This window comes from Streptomyces sp. WY228 (genome assembly GCF_019287315.1).
GTDB lineage: Bacteria > Actinomycetota > Actinomycetes > Streptomycetales > Streptomycetaceae > Streptomyces > Streptomyces caviscabies.
In genome coordinates, this window is record NZ_CP079114.1 from 5,792,062 (window position 1) to 5,810,515 (window position 18,454).

Annotated in this window: 18 protein-coding genes; 12 read left to right on the forward strand and 6 right to left on the reverse strand. The window is 73.3% G+C overall.

Annotation, left to right across the window (positions count from 1 at the left end):
• Window positions 1–31 precede the first annotated feature (31 nt).
• Window positions 32–1,633, forward strand: coding sequence for a Na+/H+ antiporter (locus KV381_RS25510; RefSeq protein WP_218786417.1), 1,602 nt, complete (start codon window positions 32–34; stop codon window positions 1,631–1,633).
• Here KV381_RS25510 and KV381_RS25515 read toward each other — a convergent pair.
• From KV381_RS25515 to KV381_RS25525, 3 genes are all read right to left on the reverse strand, one after another.
• Window positions 1,609–2,544 (reverse strand): 1-aminocyclopropane-1-carboxylate deaminase/D-cysteine desulfhydrase, encoded by a 936-nt coding sequence (locus KV381_RS25515; protein ID WP_030087166.1) that lies wholly within the window; start codon window positions 2,542–2,544, stop codon window positions 1,609–1,611. The two genes, KV381_RS25510 and KV381_RS25515, sit on opposite strands and share 25 nt — an antisense overlap.
• Window positions 2,545–2,581: 37 nt before the next feature.
• The gene (locus KV381_RS25520) at window positions 2,582–3,778 is read right to left on the reverse strand and encodes a globin domain-containing protein (protein ID WP_218786420.1); all 1,197 of its coding nucleotides are present in this window, start codon (window positions 3,776–3,778) and stop codon (window positions 2,582–2,584) included.
• Window positions 3,779–3,887: 109 nt separating this feature from the next.
• A complete protein-coding gene (locus KV381_RS25525; protein ID WP_030087162.1) occupies window positions 3,888–4,334 on the reverse strand; it encodes an Rrf2 family transcriptional regulator in 447 nt (148 codons plus the stop codon).
• Between the two features lie 176 nt (window positions 4,335–4,510).
• Here KV381_RS25525 and KV381_RS25530 point away from each other — a divergent pair, with 176 nt between their 5' ends.
• The 6 genes from KV381_RS25530 (at window position 4,511) to KV381_RS25555 (ending at window position 9,908) form a co-directional block, all read left to right on the forward strand.
• Window positions 4,511–5,917, forward strand: a complete 1,407-nt coding sequence (locus tag KV381_RS25530) for a family 2B encapsulin nanocompartment shell protein (protein WP_030087160.1) — start codon at window positions 4,511–4,513, stop codon at window positions 5,915–5,917.
• A 59-nt stretch (window positions 5,918–5,976) separates the two neighbouring features.
• Entirely contained in the window at window positions 5,977–7,020 is a 1,044-nt protein-coding gene (locus tag KV381_RS25535; RefSeq protein ID WP_218786422.1) for a family 2 encapsulin nanocompartment cargo protein polyprenyl transferase, read from the forward strand.
• Between the two features lie 88 nt (window positions 7,021–7,108).
• On the forward strand, window positions 7,109–7,705 hold the full coding sequence (locus tag KV381_RS25540) for an N-acetyltransferase (protein ID WP_218786424.1): 597 nt from the start codon (window positions 7,109–7,111) through the stop codon (window positions 7,703–7,705).
• Between the two features lie 56 nt (window positions 7,706–7,761).
• Entirely contained in the window at window positions 7,762–8,430 is a 669-nt protein-coding gene (locus KV381_RS25545; protein WP_086780129.1) for a DUF6304 family protein, read from the forward strand.
• A 150-nt stretch (window positions 8,431–8,580) separates the two neighbouring features.
• Complete coding sequence (locus KV381_RS25550; protein ID WP_086780128.1) at window positions 8,581–9,549, forward strand: DUF1648 domain-containing protein; 969 nt, start codon at window positions 8,581–8,583, stop codon at window positions 9,547–9,549.
• Between the two features lie 2 nt (window positions 9,550–9,551).
• Window positions 9,552–9,908, forward strand: a complete 357-nt coding sequence (locus tag KV381_RS25555; protein ID WP_030087150.1) for a GntR family transcriptional regulator — start codon at window positions 9,552–9,554, stop codon at window positions 9,906–9,908.
• A gap of 147 nt (window positions 9,909–10,055) precedes the next feature.
• Here the strand turns inward: KV381_RS25555 and snpA are convergent, their stop codons facing one another.
• A complete protein-coding gene (gene snpA / locus KV381_RS25560) occupies window positions 10,056–10,712 on the reverse strand; it encodes a snapalysin (RefSeq protein WP_030087148.1) in 657 nt (218 codons plus the stop codon).
• Between the two features lie 315 nt (window positions 10,713–11,027).
• On the opposite strand from snpA, the gene KV381_RS25565 reads away from it, so the two are divergent.
• The 5 genes from KV381_RS25565 to KV381_RS25585 all read left to right on the forward strand — a co-directional run bounded on the left by KV381_RS25565 (window position 11,028) and on the right by KV381_RS25585 (window position 16,044).
• Window positions 11,028–11,981, forward strand: coding sequence for a LysR family transcriptional regulator (locus tag KV381_RS25565; protein ID WP_030087146.1), 954 nt, complete (start codon window positions 11,028–11,030; stop codon window positions 11,979–11,981).
• 145 nt (window positions 11,982–12,126) lie between these two features.
• Window positions 12,127–13,125, forward strand: coding sequence for an NAD-dependent epimerase/dehydratase family protein (locus tag KV381_RS25570; protein ID WP_256995150.1), 999 nt, complete (start codon window positions 12,127–12,129; stop codon window positions 13,123–13,125).
• Between the two features lie 127 nt (window positions 13,126–13,252).
• Window positions 13,253–14,764 carry a choice-of-anchor A family protein gene (locus KV381_RS25575; RefSeq protein ID WP_256995151.1) on the forward strand — a complete coding sequence of 504 codons (1,512 nt, stop codon included), beginning with the start codon at window positions 13,253–13,255 and terminating at the stop codon, window positions 14,762–14,764.
• Between the two features lie 33 nt (window positions 14,765–14,797).
• A complete protein-coding gene (locus KV381_RS25580; protein ID WP_030079494.1) occupies window positions 14,798–15,166 on the forward strand; it encodes a DUF952 domain-containing protein in 369 nt (122 codons plus the stop codon).
• The gene (locus KV381_RS25585; RefSeq protein ID WP_030079492.1) at window positions 15,163–16,044 is read left to right on the forward strand and encodes an SDR family oxidoreductase; all 882 of its coding nucleotides are present in this window, start codon (window positions 15,163–15,165) and stop codon (window positions 16,042–16,044) included. Before KV381_RS25580 ends, KV381_RS25585 begins: the two co-directional genes overlap by 4 nt.
• Window positions 16,045–16,059: 15 nt before the next feature.
• On the opposite strand, the gene KV381_RS25590 is transcribed toward KV381_RS25585, so the two are convergent.
• The gene (locus KV381_RS25590; protein ID WP_030079490.1) at window positions 16,060–17,256 is read right to left on the reverse strand and encodes a DUF1266 domain-containing protein; all 1,197 of its coding nucleotides are present in this window, start codon (window positions 17,254–17,256) and stop codon (window positions 16,060–16,062) included.
• Window positions 17,253–18,431 carry a DUF1266 domain-containing protein gene (locus KV381_RS25595; RefSeq protein WP_030626098.1) on the reverse strand — a complete coding sequence of 393 codons (1,179 nt, stop codon included), beginning with the start codon at window positions 18,429–18,431 and terminating at the stop codon, window positions 17,253–17,255. The genes KV381_RS25590 and KV381_RS25595 overlap by 4 nt, the downstream gene beginning before the upstream one ends.
• Window positions 18,432–18,454: the final 23 nt, after the last annotated feature.

The window sequence follows — 18,454 nt, forward strand, 5'->3', positions numbered from 1 at the left end:
GGCAGGTTACGACGGATCCGAGGACGGTGGGATGGACGCGCTGCCGCTGGTGGCCCTGGTCGCGGCGAGTGCCGCGGTCGCCGGAGCGGCCCGCCGCACCCCGGTGCCCGCCCCGCTCGTGCTGGTCGCCGTGGGGCTGGTGGCCGGCTATCTGCCGGGCGTCCCCACGTACCACCTGGACGCGCACGTCGTGCTCCCGCTGCTGCTGCCGCCCCTGCTCTACACAGCGGCCGTGGACAGCTCCTACCTGGACCTGCGGGCCAACATCCGGCCGGTCGCCCTGCTCTCGGTGGGCTACACCCTCTTCGCGACCGTCGCGGTCGGCTGGCTCGCCTACCGGATCATCCCGGACCTGCCGCTGACCGCCGCCCTGGTCCTGGGGGCCGTCGTCGCCCCGCCGGACGCCGTGACGGCCGCCGCCATCGCCCGCCGGGTCGGGCTGCCCGCCCGGGTGACCACGATCCTCCAGGGCGAGTCGTTGGTGAACGACGCCACGGCGATCACCGCGTTCCGGGTCGCGCTGGCCGCCGCGGTGGGGGAGGGGATGAGCTGGGCCGCCGGGATCGGCGAGTTCCTGCTGGCGGCGGTCGGCGGGGTCGGCGTCGGGCTGCTGCTGATGGTGCCGCTGCACTGGCTCCGTACGCATCTCAAGGAAGCGCTCCTCCAGAACACACTCTCCCTCCTGATCCCCTTCGTGGCGTACGCGGCGGCCGAACGGGTGCACGCCTCCGGCGTCCTCGCCGTGGTCGTCGTCGCCCTCTATCTGGGCCACCGCTCCTGGCAGGTCGACTTCGCCACCCGTCTTCAGGAGGCGGCCGTCTGGAAGATGGTGGCGTTCATCCTGGAGTCGACGGTGTTCGCCCTGATCGGGCTCCAGCTGCCGTTCGTCCTGAAGGGGCTCGGCTCGTTCGGGGTGTGGCAGGCGCTCGGTTACGCGGTCATCGTCTTCCTGGTCGTCGTCGTGGTCCGCTTCGTCTGGGTCTACCCGGCCACCTATCTGCCCCGGTGGCTCTCGCGCCGCGTCCGGGAACGCGAGCCGGGCACCGACTGGACCGCGCCGCTGATCGTGGGCTGGGCCGGGATGCGCGGGGTCGTTTCGCTCGCCGTCGCGTTCTCGATCCCGCTGGTCATGCAGGACGGCGAACCGTTCCCGGCCCGCAACCTGGTGCTGTTCCTGACCTTCACCACCGTCATCGGAACGCTGGTGATCCAGGGGCTGACGCTGCCCGTCCTCGTCCGCGTACTGAAGCTGCCCGGCCCCGATCCGCAGACCGTCACGCTGGTCGAGGCGCAGGCCCAGAGCGAGGCGTCCGCGGCCGCCGAGGCCCGCCTGGACGCACTGCTCGCCGACCCGCACAGCAGCCTGCCGCCACCGCTGGCCGACCGGTTGCGCAGTGTGCTGGAGCGCCGCCGCAACGCCGTGTGGGAGCGCCTGGGCGCGGCCGACCCGGTCACCGGGGAGTCGGCGGACGACACCTACCGGCGGCTGTCGCGGGAGATGATCGAGGCCGAACGCGAGGTCTTCGTGCGGCTCCGCGACGAGCGGCGGATCGACGACGAGATGATGCGTACGCTGCTGCGCCGGCTGGATCTGGAGGAGGCGGCCGCCTACCGGGAGACGGACGACTCCTGAAGCGGCGCGGGGGCGCCGGTGATCACCGCGGCCACCCGGGAGCCCGGCGCGAACGCACCCTCCTCGGCCAGCACGGTCAGCGCGAACAGCAGCTTGGCGACGTAGACGCGTTCCACGGGCAGCCCGTGCCGGTCCTCGAAGTCCGCGGCGAAGGCCGCCAGCTCCGGGGTGGAGCGGGCGTAGCCGCCGAAGGCGAAGCGCTCGTCCAGCGTCCAGCTGCCGGCCGGGCCGCCGAACGCCTCGCGCTGGAGCCGTTCCACCTCCCCGGCCAGGAAGCCGCCGCCGACCACCGGCACGCCCAGGGCCCGCTGCCCGGGGGCCAGGCCGGCGGCGAGCCCGGCCAGGGTGCCGCCCGTACCGCAGGCCACGGCCGCCACGTCGGCCTCTCCGGCCAGCTCGCGCCCCAGCGCCGTACAGCCCTGTGCGGCCAGGGCGTTGCTGCCGCCCTCCGGGATGACCTCCACGTCCCCGTACCGGCTCAGCAGCCCCGCCAGGACCTCGGGGGAGGCCTTCGCGCGGTACGTCGTACGGTCCACGAAGTGCAGCCGCATACCGTCGGCCGCGCATCGGGCGAGCGACGGGTTGAGCGGGCGGTGGGCCAGCTCGTCGCCGCGGACGACGCCGATGGTGGGGAACCCGAGCAGCCGGCCGGCCGCCGCGGTGGCCCGGAGATGGTTGGAGTACGCGCCGCCGAACGTGAGCACGGGCCGCCCGGCGGCGGCTTCCAGGTTGAGGACGAGTTTGCGCCACTTGTTGCCCGGCAGGTCAGGGTGGATCAGGTCGTCCCGCTTGAGGAGCAGGGTCACCCCGTGGCGCGCGAAACGCTCGTCCTGAACGGCCGGCAGCGGTGAGGGCACCCGGGGCCGCAGGAGGGCTTCGAGGCGGGACGGGCGGTCGGGCGGGCTGTTCACCCGCCCATTGTCGTCCGCCCGTCGCGCCGGCGGCGTTTCAGGGCGCGGCCAGCCAGAGGTCCGGGCCGAACACCTCGTAGTGCACGTCGGCCGGCCGGACCCCCGCCTCCAGCAGCCGGGCGCGGACGGCCCGCATGAACGGGAGCGGGCCGCAGAGGTAGGCGTGCGTGCCCGGCCGTACGGTGATGCCGCCCAGGTCGACGAGGCCGGTGCGGTTCACGGGGTGCCCGGCCTCCGGGGTCTCGTACCAGAAGTGCGCCTCGGCGTCCGGGAGCTTCTCCGTCAGCCGGACGTGGTCGTTGCGCAGGGCGTGGTCGGCCGGTGAGCGGTCGCCGTGCACGACGGTGACCGGCCCCTGGTGGCCCTCCTGCGCCAGGTGCTCCAGCATCGACAGCATCGGGGTGCAGCCGATGCCGGCGGAGGCCAGCAGCAGAGGCGCGTCCAGGTGGTCGAGCACCAGGTCCCCGTAGGGGACGGAGACGCGCAGCAGGTCGCCCGCGCGGGTGTGCTCGTGCAGATGCCGGGAGACCTCGCCGTCGGGCGTGGCCTGGCCGCGTACGTGTTTCACGGTGATCGACCGCAGCCGGGAGCCGGGGGCGCAGGAGAGGCTGTACTGGCGTATCTGGCGGGCCCCGTCCGGGAGTTCGACCTGGACGGAGACGTACTGGCCGGGCCGGAAGGCGGGCGGGGGCGTGTCCTGGGCGGGGCGCAGCAGGAAGGTGGCGACGTCCTCGGTCTCCTCGACCCGGGCGGCGACCTCCCATTCCCGCCACACGTCTCCCGCCACGACGCCCTGCTGGGCGTAGAGGCGCTTCTCGACGGCGACGAGGGCGTTGGCCATCAGCCAGTAGACCTCGTCCCAGGCGGCGGCGACCTCCGGGGTGACCGCGTCGCCCAGGACGTCGGCGATGGCCGCGAACAGATGGGTGTGCACCACCTCGTACTGCTCCGGGGTCACCCCGAGCGAGGCGTGCTTGTGGGCGATCCGGTCCAGCATCACGTCCGGCCGGGTGCCGGGCCGCTCGACCAGCGCGGTCGCGAACGCGGCGATGGACCCGGCCAGAGCCCTGCGCTGATCGCCGGAGGCCTGGTTGCCCCGGTTGAACAGGTCCCGCAGCAGCTCGGGGTGGGCGGCGAACAGCTTCTCGTAGAAGAGGTCGGCGATGTCCCCGATGGCCGCGCCGACGACGGGAAGCGTGGCGCGGACGGTGGCGGTGGACCGGTCGGAGAGCATGGGGCTCCTTATTATTGGAATGGTGGATGCATATTTAAGGGCAGGGAAAACCGCCCCGGCGGGTGGGAGCGCTTGAGGGGCCGGCGTCGGGTCGGCGTCGGGGCCGGTGTCAGTCGGGCGGGGGTCCGCTGCCGATGCCCAGCAGGAGCGGGCCGGTGGGCGAGGCGACGAGGTCGGTGACGGTGATCGGGTCCAGCGCCGCGTAGAACGCTTCCTGGGCTTCCCGCAGGGCCCCGCGCAGCCGGCAGGCGGAGCGGAGCGGGCACGGGGTGTCGCCCTCGCACTCGACGACCTCCTCCGGCCCCTCCAGCTCCCGCACCAGCGGGCCGATCGACGCGGAGCGGCCGGCGGGGGTCAGGGTGAGCCCGCCGCCGCGGCCGCGCCGGGCGTCGAGGAGGCCGAGGTGCTGGAGGCGGGCGACGACCTTCGCGGTGTGCGTGTACGGGACCCGCATGGTCGCCGCCACCTCGCGGGTGGTCGGCGGCTCCTGGCCCTCGGCGACCGCCAGTCGCATGAGGACGCGGAGGGCCACGTCGGTGAATCTCGTCAACCGCATGGATCCAGATTAGGTAAGTGGCATCTGAGATGCAAATTAAGCGGCCCGCCCGGCGACGGGGATCAACGTGCCCCGCCCGAAGGCGGATTAGTCGCACTCTTTTGTGTAATGGCGGGCCGCCTCTCCTGCTGAAAGGCTTCTGTACGCAGGTCAGCCCATGATCGAAAGGACGTCAGATGTCCGTTGGTGAAGAGGTTCGCGACACGCAGGCGCCGCCGCAGCAGAGTCTGGGGACGGCAGCTGCGCGGAACCTCGCGACGACCACCAAATCCGCGCCGCAGATGCAGGAGATCACCTCGCGGTGGCTGCTGAAGATGCTGCCGTGGGTGCAGGTACAGGGCGGTACGTACCGGGTGAACCGTCGGCTCAGCTATTCGGTCGGTGACGGCCGGGTGACGTTCGTCCAGACCGGGGACCGGGTGGCCGTGATCCCCGCCGAGCTGGGAGAACTGCCCGCTCTGCGTAATTTTGGGGACGAGGAGGTCCTCGCCGAGCTCGCCCGCAGGTGCGAGCAGCGGGACGTGGCCGCGGGGGAGGTGCTCGCCGCCTCGGGGGACGCGGCGGACCGCGTCTATCTGCTGGCGCACGGCAAGATCGAGAAGGTCGGATCCGGCCTCTACGGGGACGAGACGGAGCTCGGGGTCCTCGCCGACGGCGCGTACTTCGGTGACCAGAGCCTGGTCGACGGCGACGCCGTCTGGGAGTACACCGCCCGCACGCTCACCCCGTGCACGCTCCTCACCCTGAGCCGGGCGGACGTGTACAACCTCGCGGAGCGCGCCGATTCGCTCCGCGGCCACCTCGCCGGACTGCTCTCGATCCCCGAGCAGCGGACCAACCACTACGGCGAGGCGGCGATCGACCTCTCCGCCGGCCATGTCGGCGAGGCGGTCGTCCCGCACACCTTCGTCGACTACGACGCGGCGCCCCGCGAGTACGAACTGAGCGTCGCCCAGACGGTGCTGAAGGTGCACAGCCGGGTCGCCGACCTCTACAACCAGCCGATGAACCAGACCGAGCAGCAGTTGCGGCTCACGGTCGAGGCGCTGCGCGAGCGCCAGGAGCACGAGCTGATCAACAACAGGGAGTTCGGACTGCTCAACAACTGCGACTACGGGCAGCGGCTCCAGCCGCACGACGGGGTGCCCGGCCCGGACGACATGGACGAACTGCTCTCGCGCCGCCGCGGATCGAAGCTCTTCCTCGCCCACCCGAAGGCCATCGCCGCCTTCGGCCGCGAGTGCAACCGGCGCGGACTCGTCCCGGAGAGCGTCGACATCGGCGGCCACCATGTGCCCGCCTGGCGCGGGGTGCCGATCTTCCCGTCCAACAAGATCCCGGTCACCGACGCCCGCACCACCTCCATCATCTGCATGAGGACCGGAGAGGCCGAGCAGGGCGTCATCGGCCTCCAGCAGACCGGCATCCCCGACGAGATCGAGCCGAGCCTCTCGGTCCGCTTCATGGGGATCGACGAGCAGGCGATCATCTCCTACCTGGTGACGGCGTACTACTCCGCGGCCATCCTGGTACCGGACGCCCTCGGAGTGCTGGAGAACGTCGAGGTCAGCCGCTGGCGCTGATCCCGAGTCACCCCGGGGGTCCCGCACCCATCGCCTCGCCCCAGGGAGTGACCGTGACCATGACCAGTACGGACGCAGCGACGGAAGGGCACGAGGCCGCGGCGCTCCTGGAGCGCACCCGTGCCGTCGTCGACCCCCATCTGCGATCGGCCGTGGAGTCGTTGCCCGGCGGCATACGCCGGATCGCGATGTACCACTTCGGCTGGGAGAACGCCGACGGAACCCCCGCCGCCGGCCAGGCGGGCAAGGCCATCAGGCCGGCCCTCGTGCTGGCCGCCGCCCGTGCGCTGGGCGGCGATCCGGAGCGCGCGGTCCGGGCCGCCGTCGCCGTCGAACTCGCCCACAACTTCACCCTGCTCCACGACGATGTCATCGACGAGGACACCACCCGCAGGCACCGGCCCACCGCCTGGGCGGTCTTCGGCATCCCGGACGCCATCATCACCGGCGACGCCATGCTCGCCCTCGCTCAGCGCCTGCTCGCCGAGGACGCCCACCCGGCCGCCGCCCGCGCCGCCGCCCGCCTCTCCTCCTGCGTCATCGAGCTCTGCGCGGGCCAGCAGGCGGACTGCGCCTTCGAGGAACGCGGCCCCGACGAGGTCACGCTCGACGAATGCCTCGCCATGGCGACCGCCAAGACCGGCGCCCTGCTCGGCTGCGCCTGTGCGCTGGGAGCCCTCTACGCCGGGGCGGAGGACCGGGCGGTCCGCGCGATGGACGGGTTCGGGCGGGAGGCCGGGCTCTCCTTCCAGCTCATCGACGACCTGATCGGCATCTGGGGCGACCCGGACCGCACCGGCAAGCCCGTCGGGGCCGACCTGGCCGCCCACAAGAAGTCGCTGCCCGTGGTCGCCGCCCTCACCTCGGGCACCCCGGCCGCCGCGGAGCTCGCCGCGCTCTACCGGGGCCCCATGAACAGCGCCGCCGAGGTGAGCCGGGCGGCCGACGCGGTGGACCGGGCCGGCGGCCGGGACTGGGCGCAGGTCTGCGCGGCCGACCGGATGGCCCGCGCGGTCCACCACCTCTCCCGGGCGGTTCCCGACCCGAGCGCGGCGGGCGACCTGCTGGCGCTGGCCGAGTTCGTCACCCGCAGGACCAGCTGAGCCACCTCGCGTGACCGGCTCCGACCTCTCAACTCTAGTATTCCGGAGGTTGGTTGACAGGAAAGCAGCAGAGAGGCGGCGGCCGGTCATGGGCATACGGATTCAGCGGGCGGAGCAGCGGGACCGGGGGCTGGTCGTCTCGGTCATGGAAGAGGCGTTCCACCACGACCCGGTCAGCAGCTGGGTGTTCCCCGACGAGGAGCACCGGCGCGCGGTGCACGGAAGGTTCCTCGGCGTCTTCGTCGACGTGGCCCTCGCCGAAGGCCGTATCGACATCGCCGAGGACGGGGCCGCGGTGGCCCTGTGGCTGCCGGTGCCCGCCGGCGCCCCCGAGGAGGAGGACCCGACGCCCGCCCTGATGCGGCGGACGGCCGACCCCGACAACGAGCGCTGCGAACTGGTGGGCAGGCTCACCGGAGCGATCCACCCGCACGACCGTGCGCACGCCTACCTGCTGATGATCGGCGTCACCCCCGACCGTCAGGGCGAGGGCATCGGGGCGGAGCTGATCGGGGCGGAGCTGGAGCGCTGCGACCGGGAAGGGCTGCCTGCCTATCTGGAGGCCAGCAGCGCCCGGAGCCGGACGCTCTACGAGCGGCTCGGATTCCGCTTCCTCGGCCGCTCCGTCGAGCTGCCGGACGGCCCGCCGATGTACCCCATGTGGCGTGAACCGCACGCTGGTTGAGCCACCGCGGAGGGTGGTACGGAGGCCGCCCCGGGCAGGGGCTACAGTCCCTGCTCATGACAGATGAGTCGTGGTCCGGCTGGTACCGGGACGCCAAGGGTTCCGACGCCGTCGTTCTCACCACGGACGGACAGCAGCTCCGGATCCGGATCCGAGGCGTCGACTTCGAGGGCGAGAGCTTCGACGGCCTGGGGCCGGTCGCCGGCACACCTCCGGAGAGCGGGACGTTCGCCCTCGCGGACGGCGCGCTCACCGACTGCGTACTGGAGTGGGACCTGCCGCTGCCCGTCCTCGTCGCGGGCACGCTCCGCCACGCCACGCTCAGCTGTCTGCTCTCCCTGCGCCGGACCGACCCGGACCTCCATCTCGCCCTCCATCTGGACGGTGCGGTGTACGAATCGGCCCGCGCCGAACGCGACTTCGCCGTGGCCCTGGCGGCCGTCCAGCGGATCCTTCCGGACGGCGTCCGGATCCAGACCTGTATCGCCTGCGCCTTCTCCGACTACTTCCCGGCCCCCGGCCGCGGCCTCTCCGGAGGTCTCGCCTGCTTCCGCGGCGCCAAGGACGCCTACCGGGGCTCGGCGGGAGAAGGCGATGTCCTGGGGCTGTGGGACCGGCGGTCCGGGTTCGTCCAGGAGATCTGGAGCTGCCGCGAGTTCGAGCTGCGCCCGGCCGACGGCGCGGGCACCGGCCACCGGGGAGCCTTCCCGCTGGAACACGCCTGATCCGCCCCGCCCGCCGCCCCACCGCTCACCAGCCTCTGCCCCGTACCGCATCAGCCTCCGCCCCGTACCGCACTCCGGTACGGGGCGGACGCGTTACCCCGTTGCCGCTTCCTCATTGTTCTACTAGCATGCGAACAACGGAGGTTTTCCATGACACGCAAGAACCTTGGCCGCGTAACGTTCGCCGCCCTGCCCTTTGTCCTCGCTCTTCTCGTCGATCTCATCCTCTACGCCGCCATCGCGGACCGTCTGCCCGACCGGCTGGCCGTCCACTTCGACGCCGGCGGCACCGCCAACGGGCACCTGAGCTCCACCGCGTATCTCCTCTACACGGTCTCGTCGCTGCTCGTGCTCGGCGCCGTGTGGGCCCTCATCGCGGTCGCCGGCAGGCTCTACGGCCGCTTCCACCACTGGTACGCCGGCGGAGGCTTCGCCGTCGCCGCGTTCCTCGGCTATCTGCAGATCGCCGTCCTGTACGTCAACGTGGACGCCCCGGAAGGCGGCTCTCCCGACGGCTTCCCTCTGTGGCACATCGCCGTGGCCCTCGGGGCGGCCGTCGCCGCCGGAGCCCTCGGTCTGCTGCTGGCCCGGCTCGTCCCCGTACCCGACGACCCGCGCGACGGGGAACCGGCGGTCCGCGAGCGGCTGACGCTCGCCGACGGCGAGGTGGCCGGCTGGGCGCGCGGGATCGGCGCGTGGTGGGCGCCGATCGCCGTGCTGCTGCTCCTGGCGGCCGGTGTCACCGTCGGCCGCGAGCTGAACTGGTTCGTCGGGGTGCCGCTGATCCTTCTGGCCCTGGTGATGGCCACCTTCTGCCGCCCCCACGTCACCGTGGACCGGCGCGGCATCACCGTCTCCGGTCTGCTGCCCCGGCCCCGGGTGCGGGTGTCGCTGGAGCGGATGGCGGGGGCCGAGAGCCGCCGCGTCAACGCCCTCGCGGAGTACGGCGGATGGGGCTACCGCATCCGCCCCGAGCGCAGCGGGGTCATCACCCGCTCGGGCGAGGCCATCGTCGTCAGCCTGACGAGCGGCCGTGAGTTCGCCGTCACCGTCGACGACTCGGCCACCGGCGCGGCGCTCCTCAACACGCTGCTCGACCGGCAGCGGGCGGGGCGCTGACCATGCTCTTCCGGGTCGACCCGACCTCCACCGTGCCGCTCGGGGACCAGATCGCCGCCTCGGTCCGGCGCGCTGTCGCCGAGGGTGCGGTGACCCCGGGCGAGCGGCTGCCCGCCGCCCGGGTGCTCGCCGAGTCCCTCGGCGTGAACGTCCACACCGTGCTGCGCGGCTACCAGCGGCTGCGCGAGGAAGGGCTGATCGAGCTGCGGCGCGGCCGGGGCGCGGCGATCACCGCGGGTGCGTCGCCGCAGCGGGCCCGGCTGCTGGAGCGGGTCCGCGAGGCGGTCGCGGACGCCCGGGACCTGGGCATGACCGAGGACGAGCTGCTGGCCCTCGTCCGCGGTGAACTCGACGCCTGACGGGGTTCGGCGGGGCGTGCCGCGCAGAGGACCGTTCCGCGAGCGGAACGGTCCTCTGTCGTGGGGTGCCGGCCGGTCCCGGGATACGGGACCGGCCGGCCACAGCCGCTGGTTGCTGCCGTTGCCGCCGGTGCGTACGCCCCGGTGTCAGGAGGCGGAGCGGGCGAGTGCGGCCAGGCCGTTCTGCCAGAGCTGGTTCACCCGTGCCCGCTCGTTGGCGTCCGGCTGGGCGTTGGTGCAGGACGGGCCGGGGCCGCCACCGGACATCAACTCGCTGCACGGGCCGGAGTAGTTGTCCGGCAGACCGAGCACATGGCCGGTCTCGTGCGTGGTGACGCGGGTCGAGTCGTACTGCTGGTTCTGGGCGTAGTCCAGGAAGATGTAGCCGCGGCCGTGCCCGTCGGTGCTCGCGTAGGAGCCGCGCGGGTCGTTGCCCTCGCGGTACGTGAAGTCCGCGTTGGAGCCTTCCTGGAGCTGGACGTTGGAGACCGAGCTGTTCCAGATCCGCGTGCTGTTGGCTATCTGGCTGCGGAAGGAGGGTGCGCTCGACGCGCTGTAGGTCACCGTGACGGCCTTGATGCCCGGGTTGGCGGCGCGCTTCTCGGCGACGGACTTCATGACCGCGTCGAGGAAGGCGCGGTTCGCCTCGGCGTTCTCGCCGGAGCCGTTGTACGCGGCGATGGTGGAGGAGGCGGAAGGGGCGGCAGGGGCCGGAGCGGCGACGGCGACCGGTGCGGTGCCCAGCGCGGCGACGAGACCGAGGCCGGCGGCGGCGGTGGCGACGGCGTTCTTGAGGTGTCTCATGGGGGGATTTCTCCTACCTGTCCGAACGAACCCACGCCGTGGGGGTGTCCGCTGAACGGACAAGGCGTGGGGCGGTACGGGGAAGAGTGTGGTGCAGCGCACAGTCGCCGGGGATGATGCCGAACGGCGATAACGCCGCTCTATCGCCACCCCGCCCCGCTCTTCACGCACGTCAGCGGCTCGTCAACATGCCATGGGCACGTCATCCGCACGGATTCGTCACAGGACTCCGGGCCCAACACTCCCTGAATTGCCGCTGTTTGGTGGGGTTGGGACGTCTGGTGCGCGGTGGCCGGCGGTCATAGTCTCCGCTGCATGGAGCTGGAGGTGAGGCACCTCAGGGCGCTGGTCGCCATCGCCGACGCGGGCAGCCTGCATCAGGCGGCCCGTCGCCTCGGCGTGAGCCAGCCCTCCCTGACCACCCAACTCCGCCGGATCGAGAACGTGCTCGGCGCCGAACTCTTCCGCCGTGAACGCACCGGCTGCCGGCCGACCTCCCTGGGCCGGGCCGTCCTCGGCCGGGCCCGGCCCCTCGTCGACGGCATGAGCGAACTGGTCGCCGAGGCGCTGGCGGAGGCCGAGGCCGCCCGGCCCCGCGGCTCCCGGCTGCGCATCGGCTCCACCGCGAGCCGGGTCATCGGCGGCTGGCTGCGCCGACTGCGGGTCGCGCTGCCCGGCGCCGACATCTCCCTGCGGGTCGACGTCTCCGCCCACGCACTGCTGCGCTCGGTCGAGGCGGGCCGTCTGGACGTCGCCTTCGTGCACGAGGTGGAGGGCTGCCCGCTCGCCGTGCCGGACGGCCTGGAGCAGCGCGTACTCGTGGACCGGGAACCGCAGTTCATCTCGCTCTCGCGGGACCATCCCGCCGCCCGCCGCCGGGTGGTGGAGCTCGGCGACCTGGCGGGCGACCCGTGGATGGTCGACCCGACGGTGGACGGCGAGTGGGACGGGGTGCGCCGGGTGCTCGGCGCCGCCGGACTGAACCCGCCGGTCCTGCACGGCGATTACCTCACCGCCGCCTCCCTCGTCGTGCTCGGCGAGGCCGTCGCCCCCTGCCAGCCGACGTCGGGCCCGCGCGACGACATGGTGATCCGCCCGCTGCTGGGCGACCCGCTCGCGGTGCGGCTGCTCCTGGTCTCGCGGCCCGGCACGGACGTCGAGGTGGTGTACGCGCAGTTGGAGGACGCCTACCGGGACGCGGCGCGCCGGGCGAGCGGCTACCACGAGTGGTTGCTGCGCCACCGCTCCCCGCTGGCCTGCACGCCCTGACCTCTGGCTTCTGGCCGCTGCCCCCTGACCTCTGGCTTCTGGCTTCTGGCTTCTGGCCGCTCCGCCTACCCGGCCGGGAAGTTCCCCGTTCCGCTGACAGCGTGGTCGTGTTCCCCCGCCCCCGTCCGGTGGGCAGGGTCGTCCCATGAGGCTACTGATGCTGGGTGGTACGGAGTTCGTCGGGCGGGCCGTCACCGATGCGGCGCTCGCGAGGGGCTGGGACGTCACGGTGTTCCACCGCGGCCGTCACGCGCCGCCGCCCGGCGTGAGAGCGCTGACCGGGGACCGGACCGCGGGTCCTGCCGGACTCGCGGCCCTCACGGAGGGCGGGCCGGACTGGGACCTGGTCGTCGACACCTGGAGCGGTGCGCCGTCCGCCGTCCGGGACGCCGCCCGGCTGCTGTGCGGCCGCGCCGGGCACTTCAGTTACGTCTCCAGCCGCTCGGTGTACGCCTACCCGGCCGCCGCCGGGCTCGACGAGGAAGGCCCGCTGGTGGCCGGCGCCTCGCCCGACGACGGCGGGGACGTGCCGTACGACCGGGCCAAGCGCGGCGGTGAGCTGGCCGCCCTCGACGCCTTCGGGGACCGGGCGCTGCTGGCCCGGGCCGGGCTGATCATCGGGCCCGGGGAGAACATCGGCCGGCTGCCCTGGTGGCTGTCGCGGATCGCCCGGGGCGGACCGGTGATCGCCCCCGGCCCGCCCGGAACGGAGCTCCAGTACATCGACGCCCGGGACCTGGCCGAGTGGCTCCTGGACGCGGCGGCGGGCGGGCTGCACGGCGCGTACAACACGGTCAGCCGCCCCGGCCACGCCACCATGGGCGAGCTGCTGACGGACTGTGTCCGCGCCACCGGTTCCGACGCCGAGCTGCGCTGGACCGATCCGGAGGTTCTGCTGGCCGCCGGGGTCGAGCCCTGGAGCGACCTGCCGGTCTGGCTGCCGCCGGGCGAGCTGTACGACACGCTCCACCGGGGCGACCACACCAAGGCGTACGCCGCGGGGCTGCGCTGCCGTCCGGTCGGGGAGACCGTCGCGGACACCTGGACCTGGCTGCGCACGCTGGGCGGCGTCGCGCCCCGGCGCCCCGACCGCCCGGCCGTCGGCCTCGACCCTCATCTGGAGGCGAAGCTGCTGGCCCTCTGACGCACCGCCTGACACACCGCTTCCGTGTGCGTGTCGCGGCGAAGAACCCTCCTATAGGCCTACACAAGGGAGCAAGAGCGGCGTGTCATACAAAATGACTAAGTGATGACCATGCATATTGCGCGGCATGGAACAGAAGGCGCGCAGGCGCGGCAACGCAATCCGGGCAGCAGTGACAGTGGCCACGGCCGCGGCGATGGTGGGCGTGCTGGCCCCGGCCGCGGGTGCCGATCCGCTGCCGGGTGGACTGGGACCCTGCCTCGGCAGCTCCTGCCCGCCCAGCTGGAACGACCCCAGCAATGATCCGGTCGAATACTTCGACAGCAACATCAACGTCTTCGTCGGCGGGGACTTCCTGGTCCGGGAGGCGGCGGCCGAGGCGGAGGGCAAGGTCGTCACCCTCGGCCGGTTCGACATGGACAAGCGGGACGGGGTCTCGCAGATCTACAACGTCGGTATCGCGGGCGTCGGTTCACGGGTGCCGCCGCCGGACGGTTCCGACTATCTGACGGCCGGCGGGGACATCAGCATCGCCGACGGCGAGCGCCTCGTCGCCGAGGAGGGCTCGCACTCCGGCCGCGTGGCACACGCGCAGGGCCTCACGGGCACGGTGAGCCCCACCACCGCCCCGCGCTTCGACGCGGACGCGGTGGCGCCGTACACCGCGCTGCGCCCGCAGCTCACCGAGGCCAGCCACTGCTACGCGTACGACGGCGACGAGCACCGGCAGGCCACCGGCACCTGGCAGGTGGTCGGCGACACCATGACGTTCACCGGGGACGGTTCGTCCGCGATCCAGATCTTCGACGTGGACGCGGACCTGGAGTCGGAGGCGGGCGGCAACACGGGCTTCGTGTTCAACGGCATCCCCGCGGGCGCGACCGTCCTGGTCAACGTCTACGGCAGCACCCGGAGCGTCGCCACGTTCATGGGCTCGTTCCCGAACGAGGGCCTCCGCGAGAACCTGCTGTGGAACTTCCCGGACGCCACCGATCTGTCGCTGACCGGTCCGGCCCAGTTCGAGGGCAGCATCCTGGTCGGCCAGCCGACGAGCAACACCGTGCTCAGCATGAGCGGTACCAACGGCCGCTTCTACACGGCGGGTTCGCTCACCCACACCTCGTCGGGCAGGTCCGGCGGCCAGGAGATCCACGCGTACCCCTTCAACGGCGATCTGCCCACCTGCACACCCGACCCGACGCCGACCCCGACGGATCCCACGCCGACCCCGACGGATCCGACCCCCACGCCGACGGACCCGACGCCGACTCCGACGGATCCCACGCCGACCCCCACGGACCCGACGCCCACGCCGACGGATCCGACGCCCACGCCGACGGACCCGACGCCGACGCCCACGGATCCCACGCCCACGCCGACGGACCCCACCCCGACGCCCACGGACCCCACCCCCACCGACCCCACCCCGACCCCCACCGACCCCACGGACCCGACTCCGACCCCCACCCCCACCGGCCACACGCCGCACCCCACGCACTCGCCGAGCCACCCGGGTGAGCTGCCCGACACCGGCTCCCGGGGCGGCGAATGGATCCTCGGGTCCATCGCGGCAGCGCTGGTGGCCGCCGGCGGCACGGTCCTCGTGGCCACCCGCAGGGCGCGTCGCCGCACCTTCTAGCAGGCGCGGAGCAGCGCCGGTTAGCGTGGTCCGATGACCGAACAGCCGACCGGCCCCCTGCTGCACCTCGCCGAAGCACCTCTGTGGGAGGCGGCCCGCGGGTCGGGGACGTACGAGATGTCCACCCGCGGCCGCACCCTCCAGGAGGAGGGCTTCATCCACCTCTCGCTGCCGCGCCAACTTCCCGGTGTGGCCCGGATGCTGTACGGGGACGACGACCGGGACCTCGTGGTCCTGGTCGTCGACCCCGGCCGCCTCGCCGACCCCGTCCGGTACGAGGCGATGAAGCCCGGCGGCGAGGAGTTCCCGCATCTGTACGGACCGCTCCCGGTGGACGCGGTCGTGGAGGTGCGGCCCTGGCACGGAGACGGAGAACGACGAGAGGAAGACGAACCCCAGTGATCGGCCCCCTCACCGCGGTGACCGGAGCGAGCGGAGCGGTCGGCGGCCGGGTCGCCCGGCGGCTCGCCCGGACCGGCGTACCCGTACGGCTCCTCGGCCGCGACCCCGCCCGCCTGCCCGACGTGCCCGGCGCCGACCATGCGCCCGCCGCCCCCTACGGCGACGGGGAGGCGATGCGCCGGGCCCTCGACGGGGCCCACACCCTGTTCCTGGTCTCCGCCCACGAAAGCCCCTCCCGGGTGCGCGAGCACACCACCGCGATCGAGGCCGCCGTGGCGGTGGGCGTGGAGCGGATCGTGTACGTGTCCTTCCAAGGGGCCGCGCCCGACGCCACGTTCACCTTCGCCCGCGACCACTGGGCCACCGAGGCCCACATCCGAACGGCCGAGGTGCGCCACACCTTCCTGCGCGACAACTGGTATCTGGCCGGGCTCCCCGCCATGACCGGGACCGACGGCGTGCTGCGCGGGCCCGGCGGCGACGGGCGGGTGGCGGCCGTCGCCCACGAGGACATCGCCGACGCGGCGGCGGCCGTGCTGCTGGACGAGGGCACGGACCACGACGGCCGGGTCTACGACCTCACCGGACCGGAGGCGTTCACCCTCGCCGAGGCGGCCGAGGAGCTGAGCCGCGTCACTGGACGCCCCGTCGTCTACGTCCCCGAGACCCGCGAGGAGGCCTACGCGTCGCGGGCCGGCTACGGGGCCGAGGACTGGGAAGTGGCGGGCTGGGTCACCTCGTACGAGGCCATCGCCGAGGGCGAACTGGCCGCCGTCTCCGACGCGGTGCCCACGCTCACCGGCCACCCGGCCACGAGCTTCGCGGAGTTCCTGGTGGAGAACCCGGACAGCTACCGCCACCTGCTGCCCGGCGGCTGACCGGCAGACCCCGTCTCACCGCCACGGGATGTGCCGCCACGGGCTGCCCTCGCTCTCCGCCAGCAGACGGTGGGCGACGACGTTCTTCTCGTAGAACGGCCCGTACTCCTCCCCGTCGAACCGCAGCACCCGCCCCAGCGAGTAGCCCGCCGAGAACTCCTCCCAGGACCGGTGGGCCGACTTGCTCAGCGCCCCCGCGTAGACGATCGCCTGCTCCGCGTCGGCGGGGGCGCAGTAACGCGCCGCCAGCCCCCAGCGCGCCAGGTTCACCGCCCGCCCGTAGTCGTAGGCGACCGTCGTGTGCACCCGGCCGTCCGGCGGCAGCAGCCCGTCCGCGCGGAACCGGGCCTCGTACCGCATGATCCGGCGCACCAGCTCCTCGATGCCCTTCACCGTGCCGGAGTCCGCCCCCAGGTCCTGGGCGTGGCCCGCCGCGGTCTCGCGCCACAGGTCGGCCGAGGGCAACTCGCCCAGCGCGGACGCCAGCTGGTCGCGGGTACGCAGCACGAAGTCCGGCTCCGGCGGGCTGTTGCCGGCCTCCAGCAGCGCGTCCAGCTGCTTGCGCCACTCCGCGTGGTCGGTGATGCCCCAGGACTCGCGCAGCAGCTCGCGCTCGGTGGTGTACTCGCGGTAGACCGTGCCGACCTCGTTCCACGGCACCGCGTTCCCGATCGCCAGATGCGCCCCGCAGGCCAGCCCGTACGCCAACGGTCCGTGCAGCGCGCCGTGGCGCAGCGCGAGCAGCCGGTTCTCGCGGAGGCGGTCGTTCTCCGCGTAGGCGCGCTGCCACAGCGCCAGGTCCGTCGGGGCCGTCGGCAGCAGCAGCTGGCCGGGCGTGCCCACGTTCACCCCGAGGAACATGCGGGGGTCGGACCACCCGAACTCGGCGGCCCAGCGCAGCGAGACCCCGTGGAAGACCCAGTCCGGATGCCACGCGGGCAGCATGCCCCGGGTGAGCACCGGCCGGCAGACGAAGCCCGACGGGTCGTGGTGGGCGCGCCAGGTGATGGTGTCCGGACTCGCGTCCACCTCGGCGCGCGGGGCCGGGATGTACAGCTCGGCCCCGGCCAGGGCGGCCAGTTGGGCCCGCCCGTCGCCGCGCAGCGCCGCCTCGTGCAGGAGCTGCTCGGTCTCGGACGGCGGAACCCAGGCAGCCGGGGGAGCCGGGGCCGCCGGATAGTGGGGCGGCTGGTTCGGGTGGATCGGGTTCATGACCACGCGATGTTCCGGTAGGGGCTGGTGGGGTCCTGGAGCAGGGTGCGGTGCTCGGCGAGCGACTGCCGGTACGTGGACTCCGCCGCCTGAGGGCCGTCGTCCTCGGCCCGGTGGACGATACGGGCCATGAGGTAGCCGAGGGAGAAGTCCGCCCACGAGGAGTAGGCGCCCCGGGCCAGTTCGCCGAGGCGCAGCACGTCCTGCTCGGCCTCGTGCGGATCGCCGTACCGGGCGCCGAGCGCGAGCCGTACGACGTTGACCGCCCGGCCGAGGTCGAAGGCGGCCAGGGTGTCCACGCGGCCGTCCGGGGCCAGCGCGCCGTCGGCCCGGAGCCGGTCCTCGTACCGGGCGATGTGGTGCAGCGACCGTTCCGCCAGCGCCCGGTCCCCGGCGTCGCGCGCGGCTACGGCACGGGCCACCGCCTCGGACCACTCCTCGCGCGCCGGCGTACGGCCCAGCCGGGCGGCCAGCGTGTGCCGGGTGCGCAGGACGGCCTCCTGGGCGCGCCCGACCAGCTGGTTCTTCATCAGCGACGCGAGACGGTCGCGGTACTCGGCGCGGTGCGGGACGCCCCACGGGCTGCGCAGCCGGGCCCGGTCGGTCGCGTAGTCCTCGTAGACGGCGCCCAGCCGGTTCCAGATCAGGCCGTTGGTGACGGCCAGATGGGCGCCGAGCGCCAGCCCGTGGGCGAGCGGGCCGTGCAGCGGACCGCCGTCGTCGGTGAGCAGCACCCCGTGCTCGGGCCCGCCGGAGTGCTCGTCGGCCTTCAGCCAGGCCTTCAGGTGCTTGGGCCGGGCGTCGACCGTCACCGCGAACGGGGTGCCGTGGTTCACCGCGAGCCGGCGCACGTCGTACGGCCAGGTCCGGGCCAGCTCGCCGAGGCTCACCGCGCGGAACACCCACTCCGGATGCCAGGGCGGCAGCACCCCCGGCGTCAGGACCGGGACGCAGGTCCGCCGGGTGGCCTCGTCGCGGATCGTGGGCAGCGGGGCCGTCCAGCCCGGGATGTCCGCGTGCAGCCGGGCGACGAGGACGTACAGCCGGGTCCGCGCGAGCACCTCCACCACCGCCTCGGCGCTGCCGCCCGCGACCGCGGCGGCCAGCGCGCGCTCGATCCCGGTGGGCGCCACCGCTCCGCCGCTCTCTGTTCCTGCCCCGTTCCCCGTTGTCACGGAGCCGATCCTACGAAACGGGC